The sequence below is a fragment of the Brevibacillus sp. FIR094 genome (genome assembly GCF_050477165.1).
In the GTDB taxonomy this organism is placed as follows: Bacteria; Bacillota; Bacilli; order Brevibacillales; family Brevibacillaceae; genus Brevibacillus.
Genome location: NZ_JBEAES010000001.1, coordinates 32,218 through 56,387, shown reverse-complemented (window position 1 = coordinate 56,387; position 24,170 = coordinate 32,218). Strand labels below are relative to the sequence as shown.

Below are 24,170 nucleotides of genomic sequence, written 5' to 3'. Positions count from 1 at the left end.
CAGGCCTGTTTTTGGACACAAAAAAACGGAGATTCCCCATAGCGAACCTCCGTAAGGATATACACCTACAGATTTCGTTACGTTCCTTTGTAATGGGAAAAAAGGGCAGACTGCACCTGTGCGAAAAACAGTTCGTTTTCCGAAGGGCAAACTATCCAGTTTTTTAGGCCATTACAAAGTAGTTGTTGGCATACGTAGTTACCGTACCTTTCCATCCAAATAGACGTGGAATGACTATACCATATAATGGGTTAGTTTCCAAGGGGGATCGTATTGTTGACCACAGGAGAGCGAGTGGTTTTGACGCGTAAAGGAGCGGAGCCGTAGATTTGCTTCATCCAGGTTCGCGCTTCCGCAAAGTCACTCTCCCGGTAGAGATGAAAAGCGGGATGATGTGTATCCACAAAAAGGGACAAACCCAAAGCCTGAGCCCGAATGCAGAAATGACGATCCTCGCCCCAGAAGCTCAGATTTGGAATTTGTTTAAAGCTGACGCCAGCCTGTAGTGCTTTTCTGCGGATGAGGGTGCAAGCCCCTAAACCACCAACCTCATATACGCCGGGGACACGGAGCTGTCCGTAGAAAGCGTACTTCCGCAAGTATTGTTCTTCTAATGAAATTTGTTCATGGCGTGCGCATTCGAATTGGGTGTATTCATCTTTGAGCCACACCTGAGGGACAGGGACGGTATCTGGTGTCCAGCTCGTCCAGAAGATTTCAGATATGATCTGTTTGTCAGAGGCGAGCAAAACTTCCAAAGTAGTTGGCTGGAGAAGCAAATCCGAATCAATGAGGAAGAGGGCATCGTAATCATGGTGTTTGGCGCGGGCGATCATTTCGTCCTTGAATCCAGCGACCTTCCAAACGAGTGCGTCGCTCCAGTAGTGGGTCGTCTCATCGCATGTGTAAGGATGGAGGCTACCAGCAGCGGGGATAATGTCGACCCGTCCCGTGTGTTTTTCTGCAAAGTTATGAAGGATTTTACTCGAGAGTGGATCGTTATTGTCATCTACGAACAAATAGTGCAACGTCAAGTTTGAGGTTGCCAGCCTTTCTAACGAAAACAAAAACATCCGGAGAACATCTGGTTTCTGACAAACTGGACTTCCGATTAGCACACTTGTTTTCACGCTCATAGCACCACCTCTCGCTTTTGTGCGAAGTGCGAAGCATGTAGGGAGCTCGCTGTGTAATCGTAGACAAGGGATTCATGTGCCTTACCCATGCGCTCCATGCATCGTCCCAAAAAGTGAAAAGCGTAAAAGCTCCCCATTCCTTGCTCACTAAAATGCTCCCACTGATTGTCCCCGATCTCTAAGCAATACTCGAAGTCCTTTATCGCTTCGGCATACAGACCATGTTCCATCAGGAAAACGCCTTTGTAAAAATGAAGGTCTACGTAATTGGGGTAGATTTGAATAGCTCGTGCAATACCCGGCCATGCTCCGCGCATACTGCCATGCTGAAAAAGAATATCGAATTTCAGCTTGTAGCAAATAGACGGGGGAGGTTGTTTGGTGGTCAAAAAGCCTTTCATTGCTTGATTCACCAGTGTAAAGGCATGCTCTAATTGTTTAGCGCGAAAAAATTCGTTTGCGAGATGGTAATCACACCAGGGGTCTTGTTTGGATTGCTTCCTTTCGTGACGTAAGAGCCTCAAATTGCGCAAAGCTTTTTGTTTTCGTTGAACGGCATCTTCCATATATCCGAGATGGTGGATATGTACAGGTAGCAAAGGGACGGCGAGATCTCTAGAAGCGGAGGTCGGCCATTGAAGCACTTCGTGTATGTCTCGCACAAATCGAAACCCTTTTTTGTTACGAAATAAGCGGATTTGCCCGCATCGGTAGGCGGAGTGGCGTGAAGCTTGCTCTTTTTGCGAACCAGTGTAATGGATCATTTTCATAAAGAAGGCGTCACCTTTGCTCGCACTCACAGCCTGACGAAGCACGCCCGGTTTTTCTTCCTGTACGATTTCATCCGCATCCAGCCATAAAATCCACTCTCCCTTGGCAACCTGCAATCCGGCGTTTCTTGCTTTTGCAAAGCTGTTTTCCCAAGGAATTTCCAGAACTTTCGCTCCGTATTTCCGACAAATATCCTGTGTACCATCGGTTGATCCTGTATCGACAACAATGATCTCGTCCACCACCATATGCACGCTGGACAGACATGCTTCGATCTGGTCTGCTTCGTCTTTGACGATCATGCAGAGTGAAAGGAGAGGAGGGCTCATTCGGATGATCACCTTCTTTTCGGTGTTGTCAGAACATATTGTTACACCATATTCGTGCGAGGAGATGGTTATGAAAGTACGGATACATAAAGGTGGATGGTAGGAAATAGGATGTTGAGAAAATGATTTTCTGGGGAGGGGGCGATCTGCATGTTCACGGTTAGCTTGTGCATGATCGTTCGGGATGAGGAAGAATCACTCGGTCGATGCTTGTCGACAGTCTACGATTTGGTAGATGAAATCATCATTGTCGATACAGGGTCGACCGATCGGACCAAGGAAATTGCATTGACCTATGGTGCACAATTGTTTGATTTTACCTGGGTGGACGATTTTTCAGCAGCTCGTAACTTTGCTTTTGCGCAAGCCAAGATGACGTACATTTTTTGGCTGGATGCGGATGATGTGCTTTTGGAAGTGGATCGGGAACGATTTGCAGCACTGAAGGCCTTGGACCATTTTGATTACGACAGTGTCTCGATGCCGTACCACTTAATGGTAGATGAGCGAGGGAAGCCCGTTCACTATTTGCGCAGAAATCGCCTCGTCAGACGGAAGTGTAATTTTGTTTGGCATGGGGCGGTCCATGAGTATTTGGCTGTCGCGGGGGAAATTCTGCACAGTGAAATCGCCATTACTCACGAAAAAAATAAGCCGTATACAGACCGGAATTTGCAAATTTTCGTAAAGCGCAAGGAAAAAGGTGAAGTTTTTGATCCGCGAGACCAATTTTATTTTGCAAATGAATTGCTCGATCATGCGAGGTACGAAGAAGCGGCTGAGCAGTATCAGTTGTTTTTGGACGAAGGCTTGGGCTGGATCGAGGATCAGATATGGGCGTGTCAGAAGCAGTCAGAGTGTTACGCTCACTTGAAGCAACCTGAAAAACAGATTCAATCTTTGACCAGGACATTTGCGATTGACCTTCCGCGTGCGGAGATTTGCTGCAGGATGGGGGCTTTTTTTGTGGAAAAGCAGGATTTCCCGAAGGCCATTTACTGGTACCGGCAAGCGACATTATTGGAGCGGGCACAAGGTTCCATGGGGAAGGTAGATGAATCGGCATGGACGTGGCTGCCGCATATACAGCTATGCTACTGCTACGATCGGATCGGAGATCAACGAAAGGCTAAAATTCACCACGACATGGCAAAGCTGTATTACCCGACGCATCCAAGTGTAGCGTACAACGAAGCTTATTTTGCAAGACTGGAGCAACCGGATTCGGTAGAACAGTAGATGGCTATACTCCTTCTTGGTAGTAGGTATTGTATTTGGGAAATTGTTATTTGCACGGGTCTTCTCTACAAAAATGGAATCGATCCCCGTTGATTAAAGAAGGAGATTCTCCATCCGTTACTGGTAAGAGCTGCATGACAGTTTGTTGGAATCCCTTTTTAGATTAAGGGGGATGGCTTCTTTTTTTTGGAGGAAGAGGATGGATGAAAACTAAGACCCCGTTTACGGTTTGGTAAAGCAATTCAATAACGATTACTCCTCGTATTGATTCCTCTAATGAATGAGCAACGGTTTCCTTTTTCCTTCTATTTTCTCGTAGTTGTTTGTAAGTGCCATTCTTTTTGTCCCATACTTTTTCAGATGATTGGGAAATCAGTATGCCACGGCTTCTTGTGTAACAACTCATGAGGGAGGGGAAACATCCTTTTCAAAGAGGAGGAGAATCATGTCATTTCCAAATATACCGAATATCACCCCGACCATTCTTATAGGGCGTGACGAAGCGCTTAATTTAATGTTGTCTTCTTTAGCTATGGAAGAGTTGGGGCTTAGTCATATTTTAAATGCGGAAGCTGAAAAAATTCAGTATGCACTCGGGACAATTCCCGGGCTATCTGGACCAGGAGCCACCATTTCGGATTTGCTCGCGTTAAACAAGAGTGCGCGGGACATGCTCGAAGCAGCGACAAAGCAAGACATGCTTTTGCAACAGAAACTGGAGGCAGTGCTGGATGCTTCTAAATGTCCGGTAAGGAGGGTTACGGGGCCAACTGGACCAACTGGACCGACCGGAGCAACTGGAGAGAAAGGGCCGAGGGGCGTTACGGGAGCTACGGGAGCAACTGGAGTTAGTGGACCGAGGGGACCACGCGGAGCTACCGGGGCAACAGGAGCGACCGGGACAACCGGAGCGCCAGGAACAACCGGAGCGCTAGGAGCAGCCGGGGGAACAGGAGTAACCGGAGTAACCGGAGCAACCGGAGTGAGAGGAACAACCGGAGCGCCAGGAACCACCGGAGAGACTGGGGCAACGGGAGTAACCGGATCAACCGGATCAACTGGATCGACAGGAGCAACGGGAGAGACTGGAACAACAGGAGAGACCGGGGCAACGGGAGTAACCGGATCAACTGGAGTGACAGGATCAACTGGAGTGACAGGATCAACTGGAGTGACAGGATCAACAGGAGCTACGGGAGAAACAGGAACAACAGGAACAACAGGAACAACAGGAACAACAGGAGAGACCGGGGCAACGGGAGCAACCGGAGCAACTGGATCGACAGGATCAACGGGAGAGACCGGAGTAACAGGAGAGACCGGAACAACCGGAACAACCGGAGAGACCGGAGTAACCGGAGCAACGGGAGTAACCGGAACAACCGGATCGACAGGATCAACGGGAGAGACCGGAGCAACGGGAGTAACCGGAGCCGCTGGAGTAACCGGAGCTACTGGGGTAAAAGGAGAGACCGGAGCAACTGGATCGACAGGATCAACAGGAGAGACTGGAACAACCGGAGAGACCGGAACGACTGGAGCCAGAGGAGCGACTGGAGAGACCGGAACGACTGGAGCCAGCGGAGCGACTGGAGAGACCGGAGCAACTGGAACAACCGGAGCCACCGGAGCAACAGGAGAGACCGGATTAACGGGAGTGACCGGAATAACCGGAGAGACCGGAGTAACCGGAGCAACTGGAACGACCGGAGCAACGGGAGCAACGGGAGCAACCGGATCAACAGGATCGACTGGGGCAACAGGAGTCACCGGAACGACCGGAACAACAGGAGAGACCGGATCAACCGGAGTAACCGGATCAACCGGAGTAGCCGGATCGACTGGATCAACCGGAGTAACCGGATCAACCGGAGTAACCGGATCGACTGGATCAACGGGAGTGACTGGAGCAACCGGAGAGACCGGAACAACTGGAACGACCGGAGCAACCGGAGAGACCGGAACAACTGGAACGACCGGAGCAACAGGAGAGACAGGAACAACTGGAACGACCGGAACAACAGGAGAAACCGGATCAACTGGAGCAACGGGAGAGACCGGAGCCACAGGAACAACAGGATCAACCGGATCAACTGGAGCGACTGGAACAACAGGAGAGACCGGAGCAACCGGAGCGACTGGAGCCACTGGAGTAACTGGAGAGACCGGGGCAACGGGAGCCACCGGATCAACTGGTGTCACGGGAGAGACTGGAGCCACCGGAACAACAGGAGCAACCGGATCAACTGGAGCAACGGGAGAGACTGGAACCACCGGATCAACGGGATCGACTGGTGCAACTGGGGAGACCGGAACAACCGGAGCGACTGGATCAACGGGAGCAACCGGAGTAACAGGAGAGACTGGAACCACCGGAACAATCGGAACGACTGGAGCTACGGGAGCGACCGGAGTAACCGGAGAAACGGGAGAGACCGGAACAACCGGAGCAACTGGAACGACCGGATCAACGGGAACAACGGGAACAACGGGAACAACGGGATCAACCGGAGAGACCGGATCAACTGGAACGACCGGAGAGACCGGAACAACTGGAACGACCGGAGCAACAGGAGAGACCGGAACAACAGGAGAAACCGGATCAACTGGAGCGACTGGAACAACAGGAGAGACCGGAGCCACCGGACCAACAGGAGCGACCGGAGTCACTGGAACGACTGGAACCACTGGTGCCACTGGAGCGACCGGATCAACTGGATCCACGGGAACTACGGGATCGACGGGAGCCACGGGAGCCACGGGAGCCACTGGAGCCACCGGAGAAACCGGAGCCACCGGAGCCACCGGCCCTACCGGAGCGACAGGTACAGTCTTCACCAACATCAACGCCTTTGGGGCCAATACCACAGGAGCTCTCATAGCAGTAGTCCTAGGAGGAACGAATATCCCCCTACCGAACAACCAGGTGTTAGCAGGTGGCATTACGGTGAATGGAGCCAATACAGTATTTACGGTTCCGTCGGCAGGCAACTATTTAATTTCGTATTCCATCAATACAACAGCTGCATTACTGGTTAGTTCAAGAATCTTGATAAATGGGACACCATACACTCCGACTATCATCGCACCAGCCTTATCACTTTCATCGTTCAATAATACCGTCATAGCTCCTCTCACCGCTGGAGCCACAATCACGCTGCAACTGTTTGGATTATTGGGAACAGCTACCCTTCTGACAGGGGCTGGAGCGACCTTGACGATTATTAAAATTAGTACGTAGTAGGCAAAAGGAGCTACGATGACAAGTAGCTCCTTTACCTTTGCTATTTCTTTTTTGTTAAAGTAGTAAAAATATTTAGTTAATTATCAATAATGATAGTATAATAGGTTGGAAGGGGATTTGCCTATTATTCGGAGTGGGGATAGATGCCGATGGATGACTTGGCAGTATATTTGGACGAGCACGAGGCAACGACCGTGAAAGAATTCAAGCGACGAATTGCCGTTTCGGAAAGTGATCAATACAAGGGATTGATCCATCTGAATGGACGAGCACTGTATCGTATGGTTATTGAATATTTTCGTTCGGAAATCACTCTCGAAGATATTAAAGAATTGGCTTACAAGGTCGCCTATGAACGAAACCGGGCAGAGACCAACATTGGCGATTTTGTTTCCAACGTGTGCATGGGCCGGGAAATGGTTATCAATCTTCTCCAAAAAGGTCCGTTTACGCCTGCCGCTTTAATGCCCGCCTTATTGAAAATAAACGAATGCTTTGATGTCTTTTTGGTACACGCTGTGTTCAAATACACCGATCTCAAAGACAACGATTTGGAAGAGAAGAAGCTATTTATCGAGCGTTCTCACAAAGACAGGCTCACGATTCTGGGGCAAATGGCGTCTAGCTTCGTCCATGAATTCCGAAATCCGCTTACTTCTATTATGGGATTCTCTCGTTTGTTAAAAGAAGATTATCCGAATCTCCCTTACGTAGAGATTATTGAAAATGAGCTGCGGCAATTGAATTACCGGGTTTCGCAGTTTTTGCTGGTCTCGAAAAAGGGAGCGGTCTATAAACAAATGGAGGTTTTTAGCGTTTGGGAGTTGTTCGATGAGATTCTTTCCTTCCTCTATCCGAATATCGTTGACGTGAATGTGGATATCAAATGCAGTATCGATCCTACCTTTCAACTAAAAGGCTACAAGGATGAGATGAAGCAGGTGTTTATCAACATCATTTCCAATGCGCTGGATGCGTTACATAAAAAAACAGGCGATAAGGAGATTGTTATTGAGGTGTCCCAAACGCCTGACAGGTCCTTAATTACCGTTTCCAACAATGGATCACCAATTCCACCTGACCTGCTCTCGGTTATTTTTGAACCGTTTTTCACAACGAAGGAGCTCGGTACCGGAATTGGCTTATACGTCTGCAAAGAAATCATTGAGCGGCATGGAGGAACGATTACGTGCGAGTCTACTGATCAGCAGACGAATTTTTCCATGCAGTTCAAGCCCTGCGACGCATGTACAAGTGGCTCGATGTCGATGAGCCAGCATATCTAATACCACAAAAAGCGACCTATCCATGAAGGCACGATCGTTAACAGACGTGCACCATGAATAGGTTATTTTTTTGTGAAAAAGCTGTTTATTTGCTAGCGTGAAGCTGCCGGCGTGTTTGTCGTATGGTTTTGGAGATACTCTCCAGTTTGTTTACCAGCCAGACCAGCATGAGCGCAAACAGACAACTGCACCCGATAATTACGAGCAAGTACAGCAGCGAGTACCATGTGTTTTCAAACAGCCAAGCGACCTCGCCGTATTTCTCAAACAGATAATCTTTAAACATGATCAAAAAAGCAGAGTGGAACAAGAAGATAAAATACGTCAGCCCTTTTCGAAACTTGATGTGCAAACGATCGATACGTTCCAGAAAGAAGACCATGAGCACGAGAAACGACAGAAGCGTGGCGAAGACAAAAGTCAAATGCACAGCCACATACAGCTTGTTTGAGACAACAAAAAACAGCGCAGCCGCAGTGGAAACACCCGTCATCAGCGTCAGGATGGAGCGGTTGTTTCGCAGAAAAGAAAGGATCGATTCACGGTACCAATACAACACATGTCCCATGTACAGGGTGAAAATCCAGCTCGGGAGCATATGACGCGTGGTGAGCCCGAACCAGCCCTGATGGATGAAGTTGATGTACACGTACTGAATACCGAGCAGAATCCAAATGACATACAAAATGTTGCGCTTGGTGATCATACGGCGAAACAGAAAGGCAAAAACGTAATACTGGCAAATCATAAATACAAAGTACAGATGGTCACCCGTTTTGCCTAAAACAATGTTCGTAAAGTCTTGGGCAGTATGTGGCATCCCTTTTTTCAACAAGTAATGGTACAGGACACCAGATACTAAATAAGGGACAAAAATATACAGAAGTTTCCCTGAAAAAAACTCGCGAGCAGTAGGGCTCTTGGCTTCTAAAGAATAAGCAGTCAAATAACCGGTGGCGATCGTCAACAGGACAGTGCCGTAGCGACTAATCTGATTGAGGGCCACGATCCAAAACGGATCTGTAAAAGAAAGTGCAGAAGCCGTGAAATGACCGACTACAACGAGAAAACTTGAGAAGAGCTGGATGTAAAACAGAGATTTCAAGATTTTTGAATCTGTATACATTTCGATATTCTCCATTTCATCGTTTGTCGGCTGACGTTGTCGCTCAAACAATAAACTGTGAATGGTTTTTATGATAATAAAGTTTTCTTTGATTCGTATTTGGACAGGGGAGGGGAGTTCTGGAAAGGGAAAAAGAAAGAAAGAAAGAAAGCCACACCCGCGCGCGTAGCTTTTGCACGAGTATGGCTTTCATACATTATTTCGGATTCTTTTTCATTTCATCGATGGTCTCACTGACCACAAACGCCAAATCGTCATTGCCAAACATCGACAATACAGCAAGGAGAGTCGGATCAGGAATGTCCTCTGCTTCTTCTTTAGGAACGGTATTGTCCAGCATTTGAGTAAGTAACGTATTTTCCCCTTGAGCGGGATAAGCGCGGCGGTATAATTCGCGTGCATCTAGACCGTGATTCACACACCATTGGGCAAAAACGAGAATCATCATACCCTCGTCGCGCTGATAGGCTTGAATCACTTGATCTTCCATCTCTTTTCGGTTCATGGGCATACTCCTCTAACATTCGTACGTCATGAATTTATTGTAGAGAAGAGGAAGAATACCCGCAAGAAAAAAGAAAAGAAGAGCTCAAGAGTTCCGCCTGCTGCTGTGGTTGGTTAGGACTGGCAGCATGCGCGTGTCTTTTACCATACGGGCATGGCAAAAGGGGCAGCTCGGGCTCTTATCAAAGGAAAAGTTATCTCTCATCCAGCACGTACAGCCCTCGTTACTGCACGTCCATACATCTGTTTCCTCTTCTTCGATTGGAACGATTGCTTTTTTTGAGAAATACACATGAACTCCTCCTTTGCAGGGCAAAAGTGCACAAAGTAACCTCTATTAATGTGTGATGGAAAGCGCATGAATATACCAAGATTTTCATTGCTAGAAGGTAAAAAAAAGAGGTAGCACTTGCATAGCCGTAGCCTCTTTTGTCCATGTACAGCTTTACTGTTCATCGGGAATGAAGATTTGTCCCGTTGCTTCTTGATTCGTGATGGCCAGCAATATCGCTTTAGATAAGGTATCAGGATGATAAGGCTTGATCAGATAGCCGGTTGCCCCCAGATCAAATGCCTTTTTCTTTTCCTCAAAAGCACTGGAGATCACGATCGGAATGGTCCGTAAATCCGGATTTTTCCGTATTTCCTCAATGACCTTCCAACCACTCTCGCCGTCCTTTAAGATAAGGTCAAGTACGACAGCATCCGGTCGCAGCTCCTCGATTGCTACTACTGCCTCAGTCGCCGTAGAGAAGGAATTGACACGGAATCCAGAGCTGGTCAACTCATCACGCAACAACTCGGATAAGTTCAAATCGTCCTCAATAATCACAACGTTTCCATTGCATTGACCAGTTGGAGTGACTACCTCCTCCGTCCTCGCTAGATAGCCGGGGGATAAATCGTGCTCAGCCAGCGGAAGGGTAACTGTAAATGTACTACCCTTGCCCGATTCGGACGTAACGGCAACTTCACCATTGTGCATATGCACGATCTCCCGAACAATAGAGAGACCCAGTCCTGTACCGCCGATCTCGCGGCGATCCGAGTTATCGACACGATAAAATTTAGTAAATAGGTGAGGGATAGCTTCGGAAGGAATGCCTAGCCCTTCATCCTGGACCACTACGAGCAAGCGATTCCCATCTTGTCGACAGCTCACCCGGACATGGCCACCATGCGGGGAGTATTTGACGGCATTACTGATCAGATTCATAAATATTTGACGCAGCTTGGCTTGGTCTCCATAAACAACAGTTTGCTCCGTTTGCAAATCGAGTTCGAATCGATGGAGAGGGGACTGGACTCGATAAAGTCCGAAAATATCTCGAATCACTTGATCAATCGCAACGTTCTCTAGCTCATACGTCTGTCTGCCGGATTCCATGCGCTGCAAATCCAAGAAATCGTTGATTAGCGCAGTCAGGCGGGTCGCTTCTTGATAAATGGTCGCTATGTACCGCTGTTGACGTTCGGGCTTGAGTTCTTTCGTTAACAGCAGCTCCGCAAAGCCGAGCACACTGGCGAGAGGGGTACGCAGCTCATGGCTGACTGTACTGACGAAATCCGATTTCATTTGGTCGATCTCGTATTCTGTGGTGAAGTCACGGTAAACGAGCAAGGTGCTCCATTTCTCTTGATTCCGGTACAGTGGCTCTGCATAGAGCTGAATATAGCGTACTTGCGGTCCGGTCATCTGAAACACAATGCTGCCTGAAGGAATGGCTCCTTCATCTAAAACGACAGCTCTGACATATTGAATCAGCCGATCGGGCTCTGAGGTTCGACTCTGTAGATAGGAAAGGAACTGTTCCAAGTCAAATCCTTGCGACGCGAGCTGATGGTCGTAGCACAAGAGCTCACTAAAATTCCGGTTCACCTGCAGTGTTTCTCCACCAAGATCAATGAGCTGAATGCCTTCTTGTACAGAATCGAGCATATCCTGCGTCATTTTGCGCTGTCGTTCCGTCTCTTCAAACATCTCGAGCTTATCGAATGCCAAGGAAATCTGCTTGGCGAGTGCGATGATGACTTGTAGCTCCAGATCCGTGAATTTGCGATCGATACGGGAGAGGATGATACATGCCACGATTGTCTGATGGGCATCGAACACAGGAAGGTAGAGCTCGGAAGTTCGAGAGATTTCCTCCTTGTAGCCGCGTTCAGCGTCTGTACTTTCACGGATCAGGACATATGGCTGGCTCGTTTCCTTGATTCGCATGAACGGACCTTCATCCAATCCTTTTCGCAGTTGCTCCAGCACGTTCTGGGAAACGCCAAAGCTAGCAGCATCCCTGTCAGCGTTCAGCATGACGATGACACCTTTATCGGCATCCATGACCTCGGTTATATTGCGAATGATGCTAGACAGCAGCTCGCTTTTATTCAACGTATTCGACAAAGAGCGGATGAAGCGGTTTTTCTTTTCCAAATACCGTTCATTATCCTCCATCTTGCCCAACGCTTCTTGCAGCTCTTCTTGCTGCATCATCAGTTCATCCTGCTGGGCTTGCAGCTCTTCGTTTTGAGCCATGAGAACTTCTTCTTTGGCTTGAATTTGCCTGATTAAATAGTCGAGGGAGCTGGAGAGCTTACCGATTTCATCCGCCCGGTTCAAATCTTGCAAGAGGGGTGTATCCCCATTAGCGAAACGCTCCGCATCCTCTGCTAAACGAACCAAGGGCCTGCCAACATCGCGTGTGGTTTGAATGGTTACCCAAATCATGATCAGGAGCACCATCAGCACGTACATGATGAACCAGGTGCTTTGCTCCGACAGCTCTTGGAAAAGGGTTTGGTTTTTCTTGTACAATAGCTGTTCATGCTCATCTTCGTAACGCACGGCATAGTGAAGCAGGTTGTTCACTGACTGATTCAAGCCACTAGACGAAATTTTTCGCAAGGATTCATAGTCTCCGGTCTTTGCATAATTCGAAGTCGTCGGAAACACATTGGCGAAAAAGTTCGTGAAAAAAGACTCGATGGAAGCGACGAGCGCTTGTTCCTCTTGATTGAGCGGCAGTTTTTTCAAAGCTTCCAGCGCTTGTTCGAGCTTTTCTTTCTCCAGAAATAGCTCATTGTACTCATACGGGTTCAAAAAAGCGTAATAACCTCTGGCCCTAAAAAAGATTTGGTTCGTATGCTCAGAGATTTCTCTCACCAAATCTTGTTTTTGTTTGGCTGCCTGTATCGCTGTCTGATATTCGGTAAATGCGCTGTTATTTCTATATTGAACGATGCCAGCGCCCACAATCATCAGTGACAGAAAGAGAAGCATCATCGCCATGAAGCGACGAGTGATACTTTTTCTGAAAAACGCCCAGAACCCGGTCATGCGAGCATTTCCTCCACTTTTCGAACAAGATCCATCGGGCTAAAGGGCTTCGGCATGAAGTCATCGGCACCAGCTGCACGCATTTTCTCCTGTTCGGCATGTTGACTTTTTGCTGAGAGGATCAGGACCTTAACTGCCTTTTTGTCGTCCATCTGCTTGAGCTGCTGCAATACTTCAAAGCCTGTTAGCTTGGGCATCATATAATCTAAAATGATCAAGTCGTACTCATTTTGACCGATTTTTTGCAGGGCTTCCTCTCCATCGCAAGCGATATCGAGCTCGTGTCCCTCGTCTTCGAGCGTGTCGCCAATCAACATGCGCAACACGGCTTCGTCCTCGGCCAGCATAATCGTTGCCATCTCACTACCTCCTTACAACATTCGCTTAACCAGTCGCTTGATGCGAGCCTCCAGTTCGCGTGTACGGAATGGCTTGGTCATATAGTCGTCAGCACCGAGCTGAAGGGCACGGACAATGTCTTGCTCTTCTGTACGACCTGTAAGCATAATCACCGTATATTTCTTGGCATTCGGCAAATTCCGGATTTTCTGGAGAACCTCGAGGCCATCCATCTGTGGCATCATCCCGTCTAAAATGACGAGATAAGGCTCTTGTCCTTGATGCCAGGTGGAGTAAAAGAAAGCTGCTCCTTCTTCGTAAGTCTGGATGTTGACGTGTATCCAACCGTCAAAGCTGGTTTTGATGGAATCGGCAAGCATCACGCGAATCATCGGATCGTCATCAATAATGGCGACCTTCAGTTTTACCTTAGGGGAGTCATACGTCTCTGTGATTTGGGCGGTTTCAATCCGGCGCCGCCCTGCATTTTTGGCAGCATACAAAGCAGTGTCCGCAGCTTCCACCCAATACGTATGCGGTTTAAGAGGATCATCTACTTGTACGATTCCACCGGAAAAGCTCAAAGAAAACGTTCCTTCAGTAGCTTCGAACGTGAGCGAACAAAAAGCAGAGAGCATCTGCTCCAGGCGCATCTTACCTGTCTGTACAGTCGTACGCGGCATCAGCAGGATAAATTCCTCTCCGCCGTACCGGAAAAATACATCATGTTTTTCGGCGCTCTGTCCGATGAAAGCAGCAAAACGAGTCAGCACCTCGTCGCCGATCAGATGACCGTATGTATCATTGACCCCTTTGAAAAAATCGATATCTAAAAATGCCAGTGAGAAGGGGGTGTTGGTTCGCTGGGCATCAGAAAGAAGCCGTTGGTACGTATCAACAAAAGAATTGCGATTGTTGACACCCGTGAGCTCGTCCAAAAACAAGATGCTGTTCATCCAGCTCTTCCGGCGAAGCTGGCGTTCGAGGCGTACGACCAGCTCTTCCATATCCAGTGGTTTGCACATGACGTCATCTGCGCCCAAACGATAGGCGTTCAAACGGGTGTCCCGTTCGCAATCGATGCTGATAATGGTCGTAGGCACGTATTGCTTCTTTATTTTTTCGCTAATCGTCTGCATCACTTGGAAGCCGTCCGTTTCCGGGATGTTCAAATCCAGAATGAAGCAGTCAGGGTTCATGTCGTGAAAATAGTCGAGAGCCTTATGAGGGTAGACCGTAGCGATGACAGACCAATTGCGTTTTTCTAAATATTCTTTTAGATACATGAGCAGAGTGACGTCATCATCCAGGATGAGGACTAAAGGTTGTTGCTCACAAGGGGATTTCCGGTGAAGAGTGGGGTTCTCGATAAAAACGTCCCGTTCTGGTCGCTTCTCGCAGCATAAAGTGATCAACTCATGCAAAAACACTCGCCATTCGCTCGTCGGCCAGTTCTTGGCAGGCATGTCGTCCATTTGTTCCAAGAGAAGCTGTGACAGATCAGACAAGTCGGTCAATCCAATTGTCCCCGCTGTCCCCTTCAACGAATGGAGAAATCGATAGAGATCATCATGAGAGATGGAAACCTCCTGGTCGTACCAAGTCTCAATCTGTTTGTGGATATTCGTAAGAAGCGTATCTCTGTACTTGATCATGTCGTACCGTCCCCCTGTGTTGGGATGGCGCAAGCAGTCGTTCGCTTGCGCCAGTTTGATCAAAACATCTACAATTTGGTATGGTACATGTAGCAGGGAGAAGGAAGGGCTTATTGTTGCAGGGAAAATCCTTCTTCAATCAGATACTGCTCTGCTTCCACGTACGATTCAAAGGAAGCTTCCAGATTCATTCCGTGGTATACGTTCCACAGGGCGTCTTCCTGTTGTAACAAGAGCGTGCGGTTTTGTTTGTCGATCCACGTTTGCTCGAGTTGCTCAGCTGCTGCGGTGTTTTTAGGCGCTTCTTCACGTTTTTGGGAGAGAGAGTGGATCGATGCTTCTATAACCGTGCGCAGCTCTTCCGCCGAGAAATCACGGATGTTGATGAAGCCCTTATCGTCTTTTTGCTTTTGGTAGCTTTTCACAAAGCCGACGAACACAAACCCGTTGCCGTTCGGATGCAGATGATAGACCACGGTCTTTTTGTCATGAAGGCTTTCCTCATAATGGAAATTAACCCGTTTCAGGGAGACGTCATTCCGAGTCAGTTGTGGAAAAGATTCAATAATCGCTAGTTTTTCTTCAAAAGTAAGCATGGATTCCTCCGGTGAGATGGATTTGTTTGTCGATTATATCATAGGTGGGACACAGAACGAAAAAAGGAGAAGGGAAAATGAACGGAAAAAACCGAAAAGACATCGTAGCAGGACTCGAAGTCGAAATTGTATTGAAACAGGACCAACGCACTGGCAAGCGCACCCGTGGGATCGTCAAGGATATCCTGACGAACTCCAGTACACATCCACATGGAATCAAGGTTCGTTTGACGGATGGACAAGTGGGGAGAGTGCAAGAGATTATCCAAAAAGGGAAGTAATCTTCTTCAGAAAAACGGACAGGCCACATGGGCAACTGTCCGTTTTTCATTTCATGATCGGTTCCGGTTCTGCATATGCTCGATAGCGGGTACGGCGAAGCAAGCCAGATTCGACGGAAGTGCATCGAGTGAAAACCAGCGCATGTCTCCAATCGCCCCGTCTTCCTCTAAATTACGTGCTTCTCCACTGAGGATCGTGACTTCGTATATGACCGAAACCCAATGCTCGCCATTTTCCGGGCGGATCGTTTCTGCGGTGCACAAGAGGGCCTTTATCTCGACATCGAGATTGACTTCTTCTTTGATTTCACGGATGACACTCGTCTCCAGTTGTTCATAGGGATCAACTTTTCCGCCGGGAATGCTCCACGTATCCTTCTCTGGATCTCTGTTTCGTAAAACCAGCAAAATCTCATTCTCGTCGTTTAAGATGACAGCTCCTACGCCCAATCTTGGTATAGCGATAGTAGTCGACATGATTTTCTCCTTCACGAACGGCAAATTCGTTTCTTCCATAATAGCATGGACGAATCGTGGGTAAGACAAGGACAAAACAAGAAACCGCCTGAAAAGACGGTTTCGAGAAGTTCAGCAAAACGTTTTATCGGTAAGAATCATGGGTAGGGGCGAAGACATCCTCCGTTGATTCCCGTACCAAAATAAATGGCTCAATATTTCCTAATCCATGCAGGCATGTATTGTGATGGGCGATGATCTGTTCCGCAGACAGCACTTCATTGTCCGACGTAGAGTGTCCATCTTTGACAAGTGTCACATCATAGCCGAGTGTCGTCGCTTTGCGGCAGGCACTGTCAATACAATATTCGGTTTTGCACCCCATGATGACAAGGTGGTTAATCCCGAGTGCTTGTAGTTTTTCGTGCAGATCTGTTCCGTGAAACGAGTCTGTCGCTAGTTTTCGAATCACCGTTTCTGATGGCAGAGGTGCGATCTCAGGGTGGATGGCATTGTCGTCTGAACCGACTTCTCCAACATCATCATCCTGAACGTACAACACAGGAATATCCTTGCTGTAGGCGTCTTCCCGCACTTTTTTCAATGTTTGGACAAGTGTTGCCGGCTGATAAACAGGACCAAATTGTCCCTCGATAATTCCTACTTGCGCATCAATAATCAGAAGAGCTGTTTTCCGAATCAATCCATTTCCTCCTAGGTGAAAGGGGGTTAGTGTTGGTGTTCCCCTTTTTGGTTATTTGGTACACGCACAGCTTTATAAGAACGTCGATTCATGTCCTTTTTCATAACTGACCACTCCTTTCATCATAGAAGAGCGTGAAACTGTTCTAGATAATTGTACCACAAAAAAGACTCATTCCTATTGGAAGGAACGAGTCTTTTTCGATTACGAACTTCTTATGATTCATTTTCCTTTTTCGGTACAAACTGAAAGATATCATGTGATTCGAAGGAGTCGATTAAACGGGACAGCCACAGATAATATTCCAACCCATTTTCAATGCGCTTGATACTAAGGTCAACACGTTCCCTGACTTCTTCCGTAAGCTCTTCGGATTGCTGGAGAGCGCGAAGCTCAAGGAGCGACTTTTTCAAGGCGTGTACATTATGTTCACAGGCTTGTCGCCACTTCACGGAAAAGAGATCGATGAAGTTCTGGTACCAATCCAGATTGACTTCGTAATGATCCTTCCGTGTCCCTTTTTTCCATATCTTTTCTACCATATTTAAGTCCATCAATGTGCGAACGCCAGTGCTCATGCTGGTTTTGCTCATGCCCAGTGCTTCGCCCATCTCATCGAGTGTCATTGACTTGTCCTGAAAGAGCAATGTGCCATACAGCAGTCCCGTTGACATGGTAATTCCATACAGATCCATGTTGCGAGCAAGCGTTTCAATCACGCGTTCCTGAGCTTTTTCGAGGATTTTTTCTTGATTGGTATCCATTTTGAAAAAAGCAGCTCCTCTAGTCAAAGTAACCTGACTAGAATTGTACGTCTCCAAAAGCAAAAAGTAAATGGAGATATTGTACAGTATATACGTGATAAACTGCGAATACAGAAAGAAAAGTACGTAAAGTTTTTTCTGAACGCTGAAAATGCCCGATTATCATGGCTCACCCAATTTGAGGTAAAAAAATTGGCTGGTTACAATTGTAAGGGTAAAGAACAGTCCGGATTCGGGCAGAAAGTTGGAGGTGACCATATGCCCAAGATCAAAGTAGAGAATTTGACCAAAATCTTTGGACGCCAACCCCAACGCGCATTGTCCCAGGTGAAGCAGGGGAAGACTAAGCAAGATATTTTAAAAGAGACGGGTCTTACCCTTGGGGTGAATCAAGCGAGTTTTGAGGTGCATGCAGGCGAGATATTCGTCATCATGGGGCTTTCGGGAAGCGGGAAGTCGACCTTGGTTCGATTGTTGAACCGGTTGATTGAGCCGACAGAAGGCAGAATCCTGATTGACGGTACGGATATCGTCAGTATGAACACGGAGCAGTTACAGGACGTAAGAAGAAAGAAGCTGGGTATGGTATTTCAGAAGTTTGCCTTGTTCCCTCACAGGACGGTGCTTGAAAATGCGGAGTACGGTCTGGAGATTCAAGGGATGCCAAAAGCCGAACGTGAGGCAAAAGCGAAAAAGTCACTCGCACTCGTCGGTCTCGGCGGTTGGGAAGCAAGCTACCCGGATCAGCTGAGTGGCGGGATGCAGCAACGTGTTGGTCTGGCTCGTGCACTCGCGAATGAACCCGATGTGCTGTTGATGGATGAGGCATTTAGTGCCTTGGACCCGTTGATTCGCAAGGACATGCAGGATGAATTGTTGGAACTGCAAAGTACCATGCAGAAGACCATTATTTTCATTACGCATGATCTGGACGAAGCATTGAAGATCGGGGATCGAATCGCTCTGATGAAAGACGGTGCGATCGTGCAGATCGGCTCGCCGGAAGAAATCATGACTAATCCAGCAAACGAATACGTAGAACGCTTCGTAGAGGATGTGGATCGTTCCAAGGTGTTATCCGCTGAAAAAGTCATGAAGCGGGCAGAGACGATCACACTGGACAGAGGGCCTCGCGTCGCATTGCAAATGATGCGGGAGCGCGGTGTCTCCAGTCTGTACGTGGTGGATAAACGAAAAACATTGCTGGGTGTGCTGACGGCAGACGCGGTAAACGGAGCCAAGGAAGCAGGACAGTCGCTGGAATCCGTACTGCGAACCGAGGTACCGACTGTCGGACCGCAGACGCTTCTCAATGAGATGTTTGACCTTGTTGCGTTTTCAGATATTCCCGTAGCGGTTACAGGGGAACAAAATCGTCTCTTGGGTGTGATTGTAAAAGGAGCCGTCTTGGGTGGATTGGCAGGAAAAGTTAATCAACAAGTTCCAGAGCCAACGAATGAAGAGGGGCAGGTGAATCCATCATGAGTCAAAGCCAACTATTTCCGAAGCTGCCGCTCGACAGTTGGATAGAGACAATTGTAGATGGACTGGAAGAGCATTTGGGCTTCTTGTTCGACTTCATATCAGCTGGAATCGGTGGAACCGTTGACTTGTTATCGTGGATTCTAACAGGAATTCCGTTTTGGGCCCTGATCATCTTGTTTACGCTGCTGGCGTATCGCGCTGGCAAAGTGGCAATTGCTCTTTTTACCTTCATTGGACTTCTTCTGATTCAGAATCTGGGTTATTGGGAGCATTCAATGGAAACACTTGCGCTGGTATTGACGGCAGGGTTGATCTCGGTGATTATCGGGATTCCCGTCGGTATCTGGTGCGCGAAGAATGATTCTGTGCAAAAGATCGTCACACCGCTGCTTGATTTCATGCAGACGATGCCGGCGTTTGTGTACTTGATTCCCGCCATCTTTTTCTTCGGGCTTGGTAAAGTACCGGGGGTTATCGCTTCTGTCATTTTTGCGATGCCACCGACGATCCGTCTGACCAACCTGGGAATTCGTCAAGTTCCTGCCGATCTGATCGAGGCTTCGGAAGCGTTCGGTTCTACCTACTGGCAAAAACTGACGAAGGTACAGCTGCCGATTGCTAAGACGACCATGATGGCAGGGATTAACCAGAGCATTATGCTCGCGCTGTCCATGGTCGTGATTGCCTCCATGATTGGGGCGAAAGGCTTGGGGGCAGACGTGTATCGTGCTGTAACACAGATCAAGATCGGTGAAGGTTTTGAGGCGGGCCTGGCCATCGTTATTTTAGCGATTCTGCTGGATCGTCTCACGCAAAGTGTTGGAAAGAGAAAAAACGCGTAGGAGGGGTTTTCATGAAAATGAAAAAAGGCACCTTGAAAGGGCTGGCAGTCGCACTCGGACTCAGTATGGTGATGGCAGGATGTTCAAACGCGGGAACACCGCAAGGAAATCAGCCTGCCGAGGGTAACACGGGTACGTCTGCACCAAATAGCGTTGGAGCACAAGTGGATCATAAAATTATCGGAATCGATCCTGGTGCTGGTCTGATGAAAGCGACCGAAAAAGCCATGAAAGACTACGATCTGAAAGATTGGGAACTGGTGGAAGGCTCCAGTGCAGCGATGACGGCAGCTCTGACACAAGCCTACAAAGAGAAAAAGCCGATTATCGTGACTGGCTGGACGCCTCACTGGATGTTCTCCAAGTTCGAGATGAAATACCTCGATGACCCGAAAGGCACTTTCGGTAAGGATGAGCAAATTCATACCATCGTGCGCAAAGGACTGAAGGAGGAGCACCCAAGCGCGTATGCGTTCCTCGACAAGTTTTCGTGGACACCTGCGGACATGGAAAAAGTGATGCTCGATATCGAGAGCGGCAAAAAGCCGGAAGAGGCAGCAGCCGAATGGGTGAAAAACAATGAGGCTACCGTCAACAAGTGGGTAGAAGGCATTCAGCCTGCAGAAGGCAAGAAATTGACGCTCGCCTACGTCGCGTGGGATTCTGAGATCGCCAGCACGAATGTGGTGAAGACTGTACTAGAGCAAAAGCTGAAATATAAAGTAGAACTGAGCCAAGTAGAAGCTGGCCCAATGTGGGTAGGTGTATCGAATGGCGATGTGGATGGGATGGTAGCAGCGTGGCTGCCAACCACGCACGCAGACTACATGGAGAAGCTGGGGAAAGACGTGGAGGACCTCGGTCCGAACCTGCAAGGAACCAAGCTCGGATTGGCCGTTCCAGCTTATATGGAGATCAACTCCATTGAAGATTTGAAGAAGTAACAGACTCAATACAGAAGGCACCGCTCTCGATGGGGCGGTGCCTTTTTGATGTGTTATGGTATTGGATTGCTTTCCATGACAGCGGGCCAAGCGTGCTGGTTGTCCAGGGTTGCAGGCTCTGGTGCAAATACCCGCAAAACGAGATTGAACGCGCCTTCAGGGAGCGGGAGCCAGTTGCCTTCCTTGCCTTTTGGCGGATGCTGTTGCAAATACAGATCGAGGGAGCCATCCGGATTGTACGCAAGCGTTCCGGTATTGCTGCGAACTGATGCGCGATCGGCCGCTGTTTTGGCTAAAAACAACTGGTTGTCATAGACGTTGATCGACCAGAATGCTGACGTCTTGGGAAGCTGTTCCTTTGTAAAATGCAGCGTATAGCTTTTGGCTCCCGTAAGTGGCTTTCCTGATCCATCTGTCAATGCACGATAATAGGCTTCCTCGCTCGGCACATTGGCCCCAATACCGGAATAGGCGATAAAGGAACGGGCGAGAAACTGGTTTCCATATGTGCCAATGGGGGAAAAGGAGCCCCATCCATTACGGAAGGTGGAGTAGCCGGGAAAGCCATTTTGCACGATGGACGGGGCATCCTGTAAGGCACGCTGTAGACCCGCAAGCTTGGCTGGACCGAGCGCGGAAGGATCAAAGCCTTTTTGGACATCGATCCCGGCTTGTGTGAATTGATCGAGCAAGACGCGATCACATTCGGGCGGAGGATTGCTCTGGATCCATTTCGTCATGACTTGAAAAAAGGAAAGGGTCGACAATACATCAGGTGGAAGCGTTTCGGGAACATGTGCTGTTTGCAATTTTGGGTGGACAGGGGCAATCGCGATTTGTTTTTCAAACGAGACAGCCTGCGGTAAATCAGCTTCACCCTTTACCTCGACACGGCCAATGAGCCAGACGGTATTTGTAGGGGCGTAGATCACAGGTATATGGGCAGGGGTAGGACCTTTCCATTGTGGGCTTGCAATGATATATTGTCCGGCCTCCTGTTTGGTGGAACGATTGGAGACATTGCGAAACGTATTCGTGTAGGCATCCAGCATTTGCACGGTATAATAGCGGTTTTGCGGATTGGCGGGGACAGTCAATCGGACGGGCGTCTCTGATAAATCCAGCCATGCGCTCATATACAATGTATCGGAGTTTGGCGTCACGATATCCCGATAAGCTGGGGAAGCGAGTGTGTCCGCATAGTAAAACTGGTTGATCGGAGCTCGATTTTTGACCATGGCTTCCATCGTTTTGGCGGACATCACTAATGGATAGCCATAGATGTATGCTTGAATGCCGAGTGAGTAGGCAAGTCTCTCCTGCGATTGAAGAAATGGCTTCGTTTGGAAGAGAAGTGACTGTTGGACAGATGGAGCGTTTGTGGTCTCTTTTGCAAATGACAGGCCAGACAGGTGAAGTGTCACACAAAGCAGGGAAACGATCAGTGTTAGGCGCTTTTTCAATAATGGAAGCATAAAGCCCCTCCTACATACCAGAAATGGGGTTCGCACTGGTAGTTTTCTTCATAGGAAAGGGGCTTTATGCAAGTTGAGCTGGAATAATTTATTTTCAATGCGTCGTGCTTGTCATGTTACTCCACTGAAATTGAAGGCGCCCGCCACTCTGGGCAGGTCGCATACAATTTCGATGCTCCCTGGAGCAATTCCCTATCACGCCATCGCTTGCCTACACACTGTATACCAATAGGAAGATCTTGCTCATCAAAACCGATCGGCATCGTCACGACCGGACTTCCGGTGACATTAAACAGACTCGTATAAAAAGTCGTAGCGGCCCAGTAGTTTTGCGGGTTCTCATCTACGTACAGCGGTTTGGTGTAAAGCGGCTTGTAACCCCACATTCTCGATTTTGCCAAATGGGGGAAAGCTGTCGTGCAGCTAACCGGACACAAGAACAAGTCACAGTCGGCCATAAATTTCTCGAAGCTGCGAATGAGCTGCTCCCGAACGGTTAAGACACGCATGTAGTTTTTGAACGTCAGCGGGATGAGCATGGTAGCCGAGGGAATTTGGCGATAAATCGGCATCGTCATGAGATGAGCCAAACCGCGAAGAAGTGAAGGCGTCGTAGAGTTTAACTCCGCGTCGATCATTTTTCCCCATGTTTCCCAAGTCTTGCGTACATCCAGGGGCGGTGCCGTCACTTGTTCTACGCGCATGCCTTGTTGCTCCAGCATTTTGACAAAGCGACGCAACTGATCGCGAATGGCTCGACTCGTCGGGTAGCCGGGCAGCTCCTCCATCCAGCGAATGTGCAGGGGCTGTTCCTTGAGAGGAGGCGTCAAGACTTGTGGTCCATGAGGCAGGCCAGCGTTGCCGTTTCCGCCACTAATGATGGAAAACGCCACTTCCAGGTCTTCGATCGAACGGGCTACAGGCCCATAGCAGGCCAGATGACGAGACGATGTATAATCAGACATTCCTTCAAAGCCTGGCATGTGTCCAGCTGCCGGAACGGCTCCTTCTGTCGGCTTCAAGCTAAATACGCCACAGAAATGAGCAGGAACACGCAATGAACCGCCAATGTCACTGCCAATATCCAAATAGGAAAGTCCGGCAGCAACTGCGGCTGCCGATCCACCGCTGCTACCGCCTGTTGTTCTCTCCAGATTCCATGGATTATTCGTCCGACCGTAAATATCATTGTCTGTTTGCATGTCCATCAGAAGAGGAGGGACGTTCGTTTTGCCCAGGATGATGGCTCCTGCCTGCTTCAGTCTGCTAACAACTGCCGCGTCGTGTGGCGGAATGTAGCCTTTGAGAGGTGTGAAACCAGTAGTAGTGGTGAGTCCTGCTGTGGCAAAAGAATCTTTGATTGTGATTGGTACCCCGTGAAGAGGCCCGCGATAGATGCCTTCCCTTATTTCTTTGTCTGCTTGTTTGGCGGCTTCGATGGCAGACTTTTCGTCAGAAGCGACAATGGCGTTCACTTTGCCATTGAGGAAGTTGATTCGTTTAAAGATATGCCGGGTAGCTTCCTCGGCGCTTATTTTACGCTCGCGAATCCAAGTGCCCATCTCCGTTGCTGTCAAATCGATCAGTTCTTTCATTCGATTCACTCCTTTTCACACGTCCAGCGTACGACAGGAACACGAGGAAAACTTGATCGAAAATGC

The 24,170-nt window shown here is 48.5% G+C and carries 21 protein-coding genes; 7 read left to right on the top strand and 14 right to left on the bottom strand.

Translation table 11 applies throughout. The features are described 5' to 3' along the window. Positions 1 to 251: 251 nt before the first annotated feature. Both ACQ5DJ_RS00250 and ACQ5DJ_RS00245 read right to left on the bottom strand, forming a co-directional pair. Positions 252 to 1,136 (bottom strand): glycosyltransferase family 2 protein, encoded by an 885-nt coding sequence (locus ACQ5DJ_RS00250; protein ID WP_429840676.1) that lies wholly within the window; start codon positions 1,134 to 1,136, stop codon positions 252 to 254. Next, the gene (locus tag ACQ5DJ_RS00245; RefSeq protein ID WP_429840675.1) at positions 1,133 to 2,236 is read right to left on the bottom strand and encodes a glycosyltransferase; all 1,104 of its coding nucleotides are present in this window, start codon (positions 2,234 to 2,236) and stop codon (positions 1,133 to 1,135) included. The genes ACQ5DJ_RS00250 and ACQ5DJ_RS00245 overlap by 4 nt, the downstream gene beginning before the upstream one ends. A gap of 150 nt (positions 2,237 to 2,386) precedes the next feature. Between ACQ5DJ_RS00245 and ACQ5DJ_RS00240 the strand changes: the two genes are divergently transcribed. The 3 genes from ACQ5DJ_RS00240 (at position 2,387) to ACQ5DJ_RS00230 (ending at position 8,005) form a co-directional block, all read left to right on the top strand. Further along, positions 2,387 to 3,475: a glycosyltransferase gene (locus tag ACQ5DJ_RS00240; protein WP_429840674.1), complete on the top strand. Its 1,089-nt coding sequence runs from the start codon at positions 2,387 to 2,389 to the stop codon at positions 3,473 to 3,475. Between the two features lie 445 nt (positions 3,476 to 3,920). Further along, the gene (locus ACQ5DJ_RS00235; protein WP_429840673.1) at positions 3,921 to 6,716 is read left to right on the top strand and encodes a BclA C-terminal domain-containing protein; all 2,796 of its coding nucleotides are present in this window, start codon (positions 3,921 to 3,923) and stop codon (positions 6,714 to 6,716) included. Positions 6,717 to 6,862: 146 nt separating this feature from the next. Next, the gene (locus ACQ5DJ_RS00230; protein ID WP_429840672.1) at positions 6,863 to 8,005 is read left to right on the top strand and encodes a histidine kinase N-terminal domain-containing protein; all 1,143 of its coding nucleotides are present in this window, start codon (positions 6,863 to 6,865) and stop codon (positions 8,003 to 8,005) included. An 85-nt stretch (positions 8,006 to 8,090) separates the two neighbouring features. On the opposite strand, the gene ACQ5DJ_RS00225 is transcribed toward ACQ5DJ_RS00230, so the two are convergent. The 7 genes from ACQ5DJ_RS00225 to ACQ5DJ_RS00195 form a co-directional block, all read right to left on the bottom strand. Continuing rightward, entirely contained in the window at positions 8,091 to 9,131 is a 1,041-nt protein-coding gene (locus ACQ5DJ_RS00225) for an acyltransferase family protein (RefSeq protein WP_429840671.1), read from the bottom strand. Positions 9,132 to 9,327: 196 nt separating this feature from the next. Further along, entirely contained in the window at positions 9,328 to 9,636 is a 309-nt protein-coding gene (locus tag ACQ5DJ_RS00220) for a hypothetical protein (RefSeq protein WP_429840670.1), read from the bottom strand. An 84-nt stretch (positions 9,637 to 9,720) separates the two neighbouring features. Continuing rightward, complete coding sequence (locus ACQ5DJ_RS00215) at positions 9,721 to 9,927, bottom strand: cold-shock protein (RefSeq protein ID WP_429840669.1); 207 nt, start codon at positions 9,925 to 9,927, stop codon at positions 9,721 to 9,723. 153 nt (positions 9,928 to 10,080) lie between these two features. After that, on the bottom strand, positions 10,081 to 12,969 hold the full coding sequence (locus ACQ5DJ_RS00210) for an ATP-binding protein (RefSeq protein ID WP_429840668.1): 2,889 nt from the start codon (positions 12,967 to 12,969) through the stop codon (positions 10,081 to 10,083). Continuing rightward, on the bottom strand, positions 12,966 to 13,328 hold the full coding sequence (locus ACQ5DJ_RS00205) for a response regulator transcription factor (RefSeq protein WP_069852954.1): 363 nt from the start codon (positions 13,326 to 13,328) through the stop codon (positions 12,966 to 12,968). The genes ACQ5DJ_RS00210 and ACQ5DJ_RS00205 overlap by 4 nt, the downstream gene beginning before the upstream one ends. Positions 13,329 to 13,340: 12 nt before the next feature. Then, entirely contained in the window at positions 13,341 to 14,963 is a 1,623-nt protein-coding gene (locus ACQ5DJ_RS00200; protein WP_429840667.1) for a GGDEF domain-containing response regulator, read from the bottom strand. Between the two features lie 110 nt (positions 14,964 to 15,073). Then, entirely contained in the window at positions 15,074 to 15,559 is a 486-nt protein-coding gene (locus ACQ5DJ_RS00195; protein WP_087348974.1) for a hypothetical protein, read from the bottom strand. A 77-nt stretch (positions 15,560 to 15,636) separates the two neighbouring features. Between ACQ5DJ_RS00195 and ACQ5DJ_RS00190 the strand changes: the two genes are divergently transcribed. Next, positions 15,637 to 15,840 carry a YwbE family protein gene (locus tag ACQ5DJ_RS00190; RefSeq protein ID WP_429840666.1) on the top strand — a complete coding sequence of 68 codons (204 nt, stop codon included), beginning with the start codon at positions 15,637 to 15,639 and terminating at the stop codon, positions 15,838 to 15,840. Between the two features lie 51 nt (positions 15,841 to 15,891). Here the strand turns inward: ACQ5DJ_RS00190 and ACQ5DJ_RS00185 are convergent, their stop codons facing one another. From ACQ5DJ_RS00185 to ACQ5DJ_RS00175, 3 genes are all read right to left on the bottom strand, one after another. Then, positions 15,892 to 16,317 (bottom strand): NUDIX domain-containing protein, encoded by a 426-nt coding sequence (locus ACQ5DJ_RS00185; protein WP_429840665.1) that lies wholly within the window; start codon positions 16,315 to 16,317, stop codon positions 15,892 to 15,894. Positions 16,318 to 16,441: 124 nt separating this feature from the next. Next, positions 16,442 to 16,999, bottom strand: a complete 558-nt coding sequence (locus tag ACQ5DJ_RS00180) for a cysteine hydrolase family protein (RefSeq protein ID WP_429840664.1) — start codon at positions 16,997 to 16,999, stop codon at positions 16,442 to 16,444. 215 nt (positions 17,000 to 17,214) lie between these two features. Beyond that, positions 17,215 to 17,763, bottom strand: coding sequence for a GbsR/MarR family transcriptional regulator (locus tag ACQ5DJ_RS00175; protein WP_429840663.1), 549 nt, complete (start codon positions 17,761 to 17,763; stop codon positions 17,215 to 17,217). A 258-nt stretch (positions 17,764 to 18,021) separates the two neighbouring features. Between ACQ5DJ_RS00175 and ACQ5DJ_RS00170 the strand changes: the two genes are divergently transcribed. Genes ACQ5DJ_RS00170 through ACQ5DJ_RS00160 form a run of 3 tightly spaced genes read left to right on the top strand, consistent with a single transcriptional unit; the run spans position 18,022 to position 21,034 of the window. Continuing rightward, entirely contained in the window at positions 18,022 to 19,248 is a 1,227-nt protein-coding gene (locus ACQ5DJ_RS00170) for a quaternary amine ABC transporter ATP-binding protein (protein WP_429840662.1), read from the top strand. Further along, on the top strand, positions 19,245 to 20,090 hold the full coding sequence (locus tag ACQ5DJ_RS00165) for an ABC transporter permease (protein WP_429840661.1): 846 nt from the start codon (positions 19,245 to 19,247) through the stop codon (positions 20,088 to 20,090). Before ACQ5DJ_RS00170 ends, ACQ5DJ_RS00165 begins: the two co-directional genes overlap by 4 nt. A gap of 17 nt (positions 20,091 to 20,107) precedes the next feature. After that, entirely contained in the window at positions 20,108 to 21,034 is a 927-nt protein-coding gene (locus ACQ5DJ_RS00160; RefSeq protein ID WP_429840831.1) for a glycine betaine ABC transporter substrate-binding protein, read from the top strand. A 53-nt stretch (positions 21,035 to 21,087) separates the two neighbouring features. Here ACQ5DJ_RS00160 and ACQ5DJ_RS00155 read toward each other — a convergent pair whose 3' ends face one another. Together ACQ5DJ_RS00155 and ACQ5DJ_RS00150 are read right to left on the bottom strand one after the other, a co-directional pair. Continuing rightward, positions 21,088 to 22,509 (bottom strand): DUF1254 domain-containing protein, encoded by a 1,422-nt coding sequence (locus tag ACQ5DJ_RS00155; RefSeq protein WP_429840660.1) that lies wholly within the window; start codon positions 22,507 to 22,509, stop codon positions 21,088 to 21,090. 116 nt (positions 22,510 to 22,625) lie between these two features. After that, entirely contained in the window at positions 22,626 to 24,104 is a 1,479-nt protein-coding gene (locus ACQ5DJ_RS00150; protein ID WP_429840659.1) for an amidase, read from the bottom strand. Positions 24,105 to 24,170: the final 66 nt, after the last annotated feature.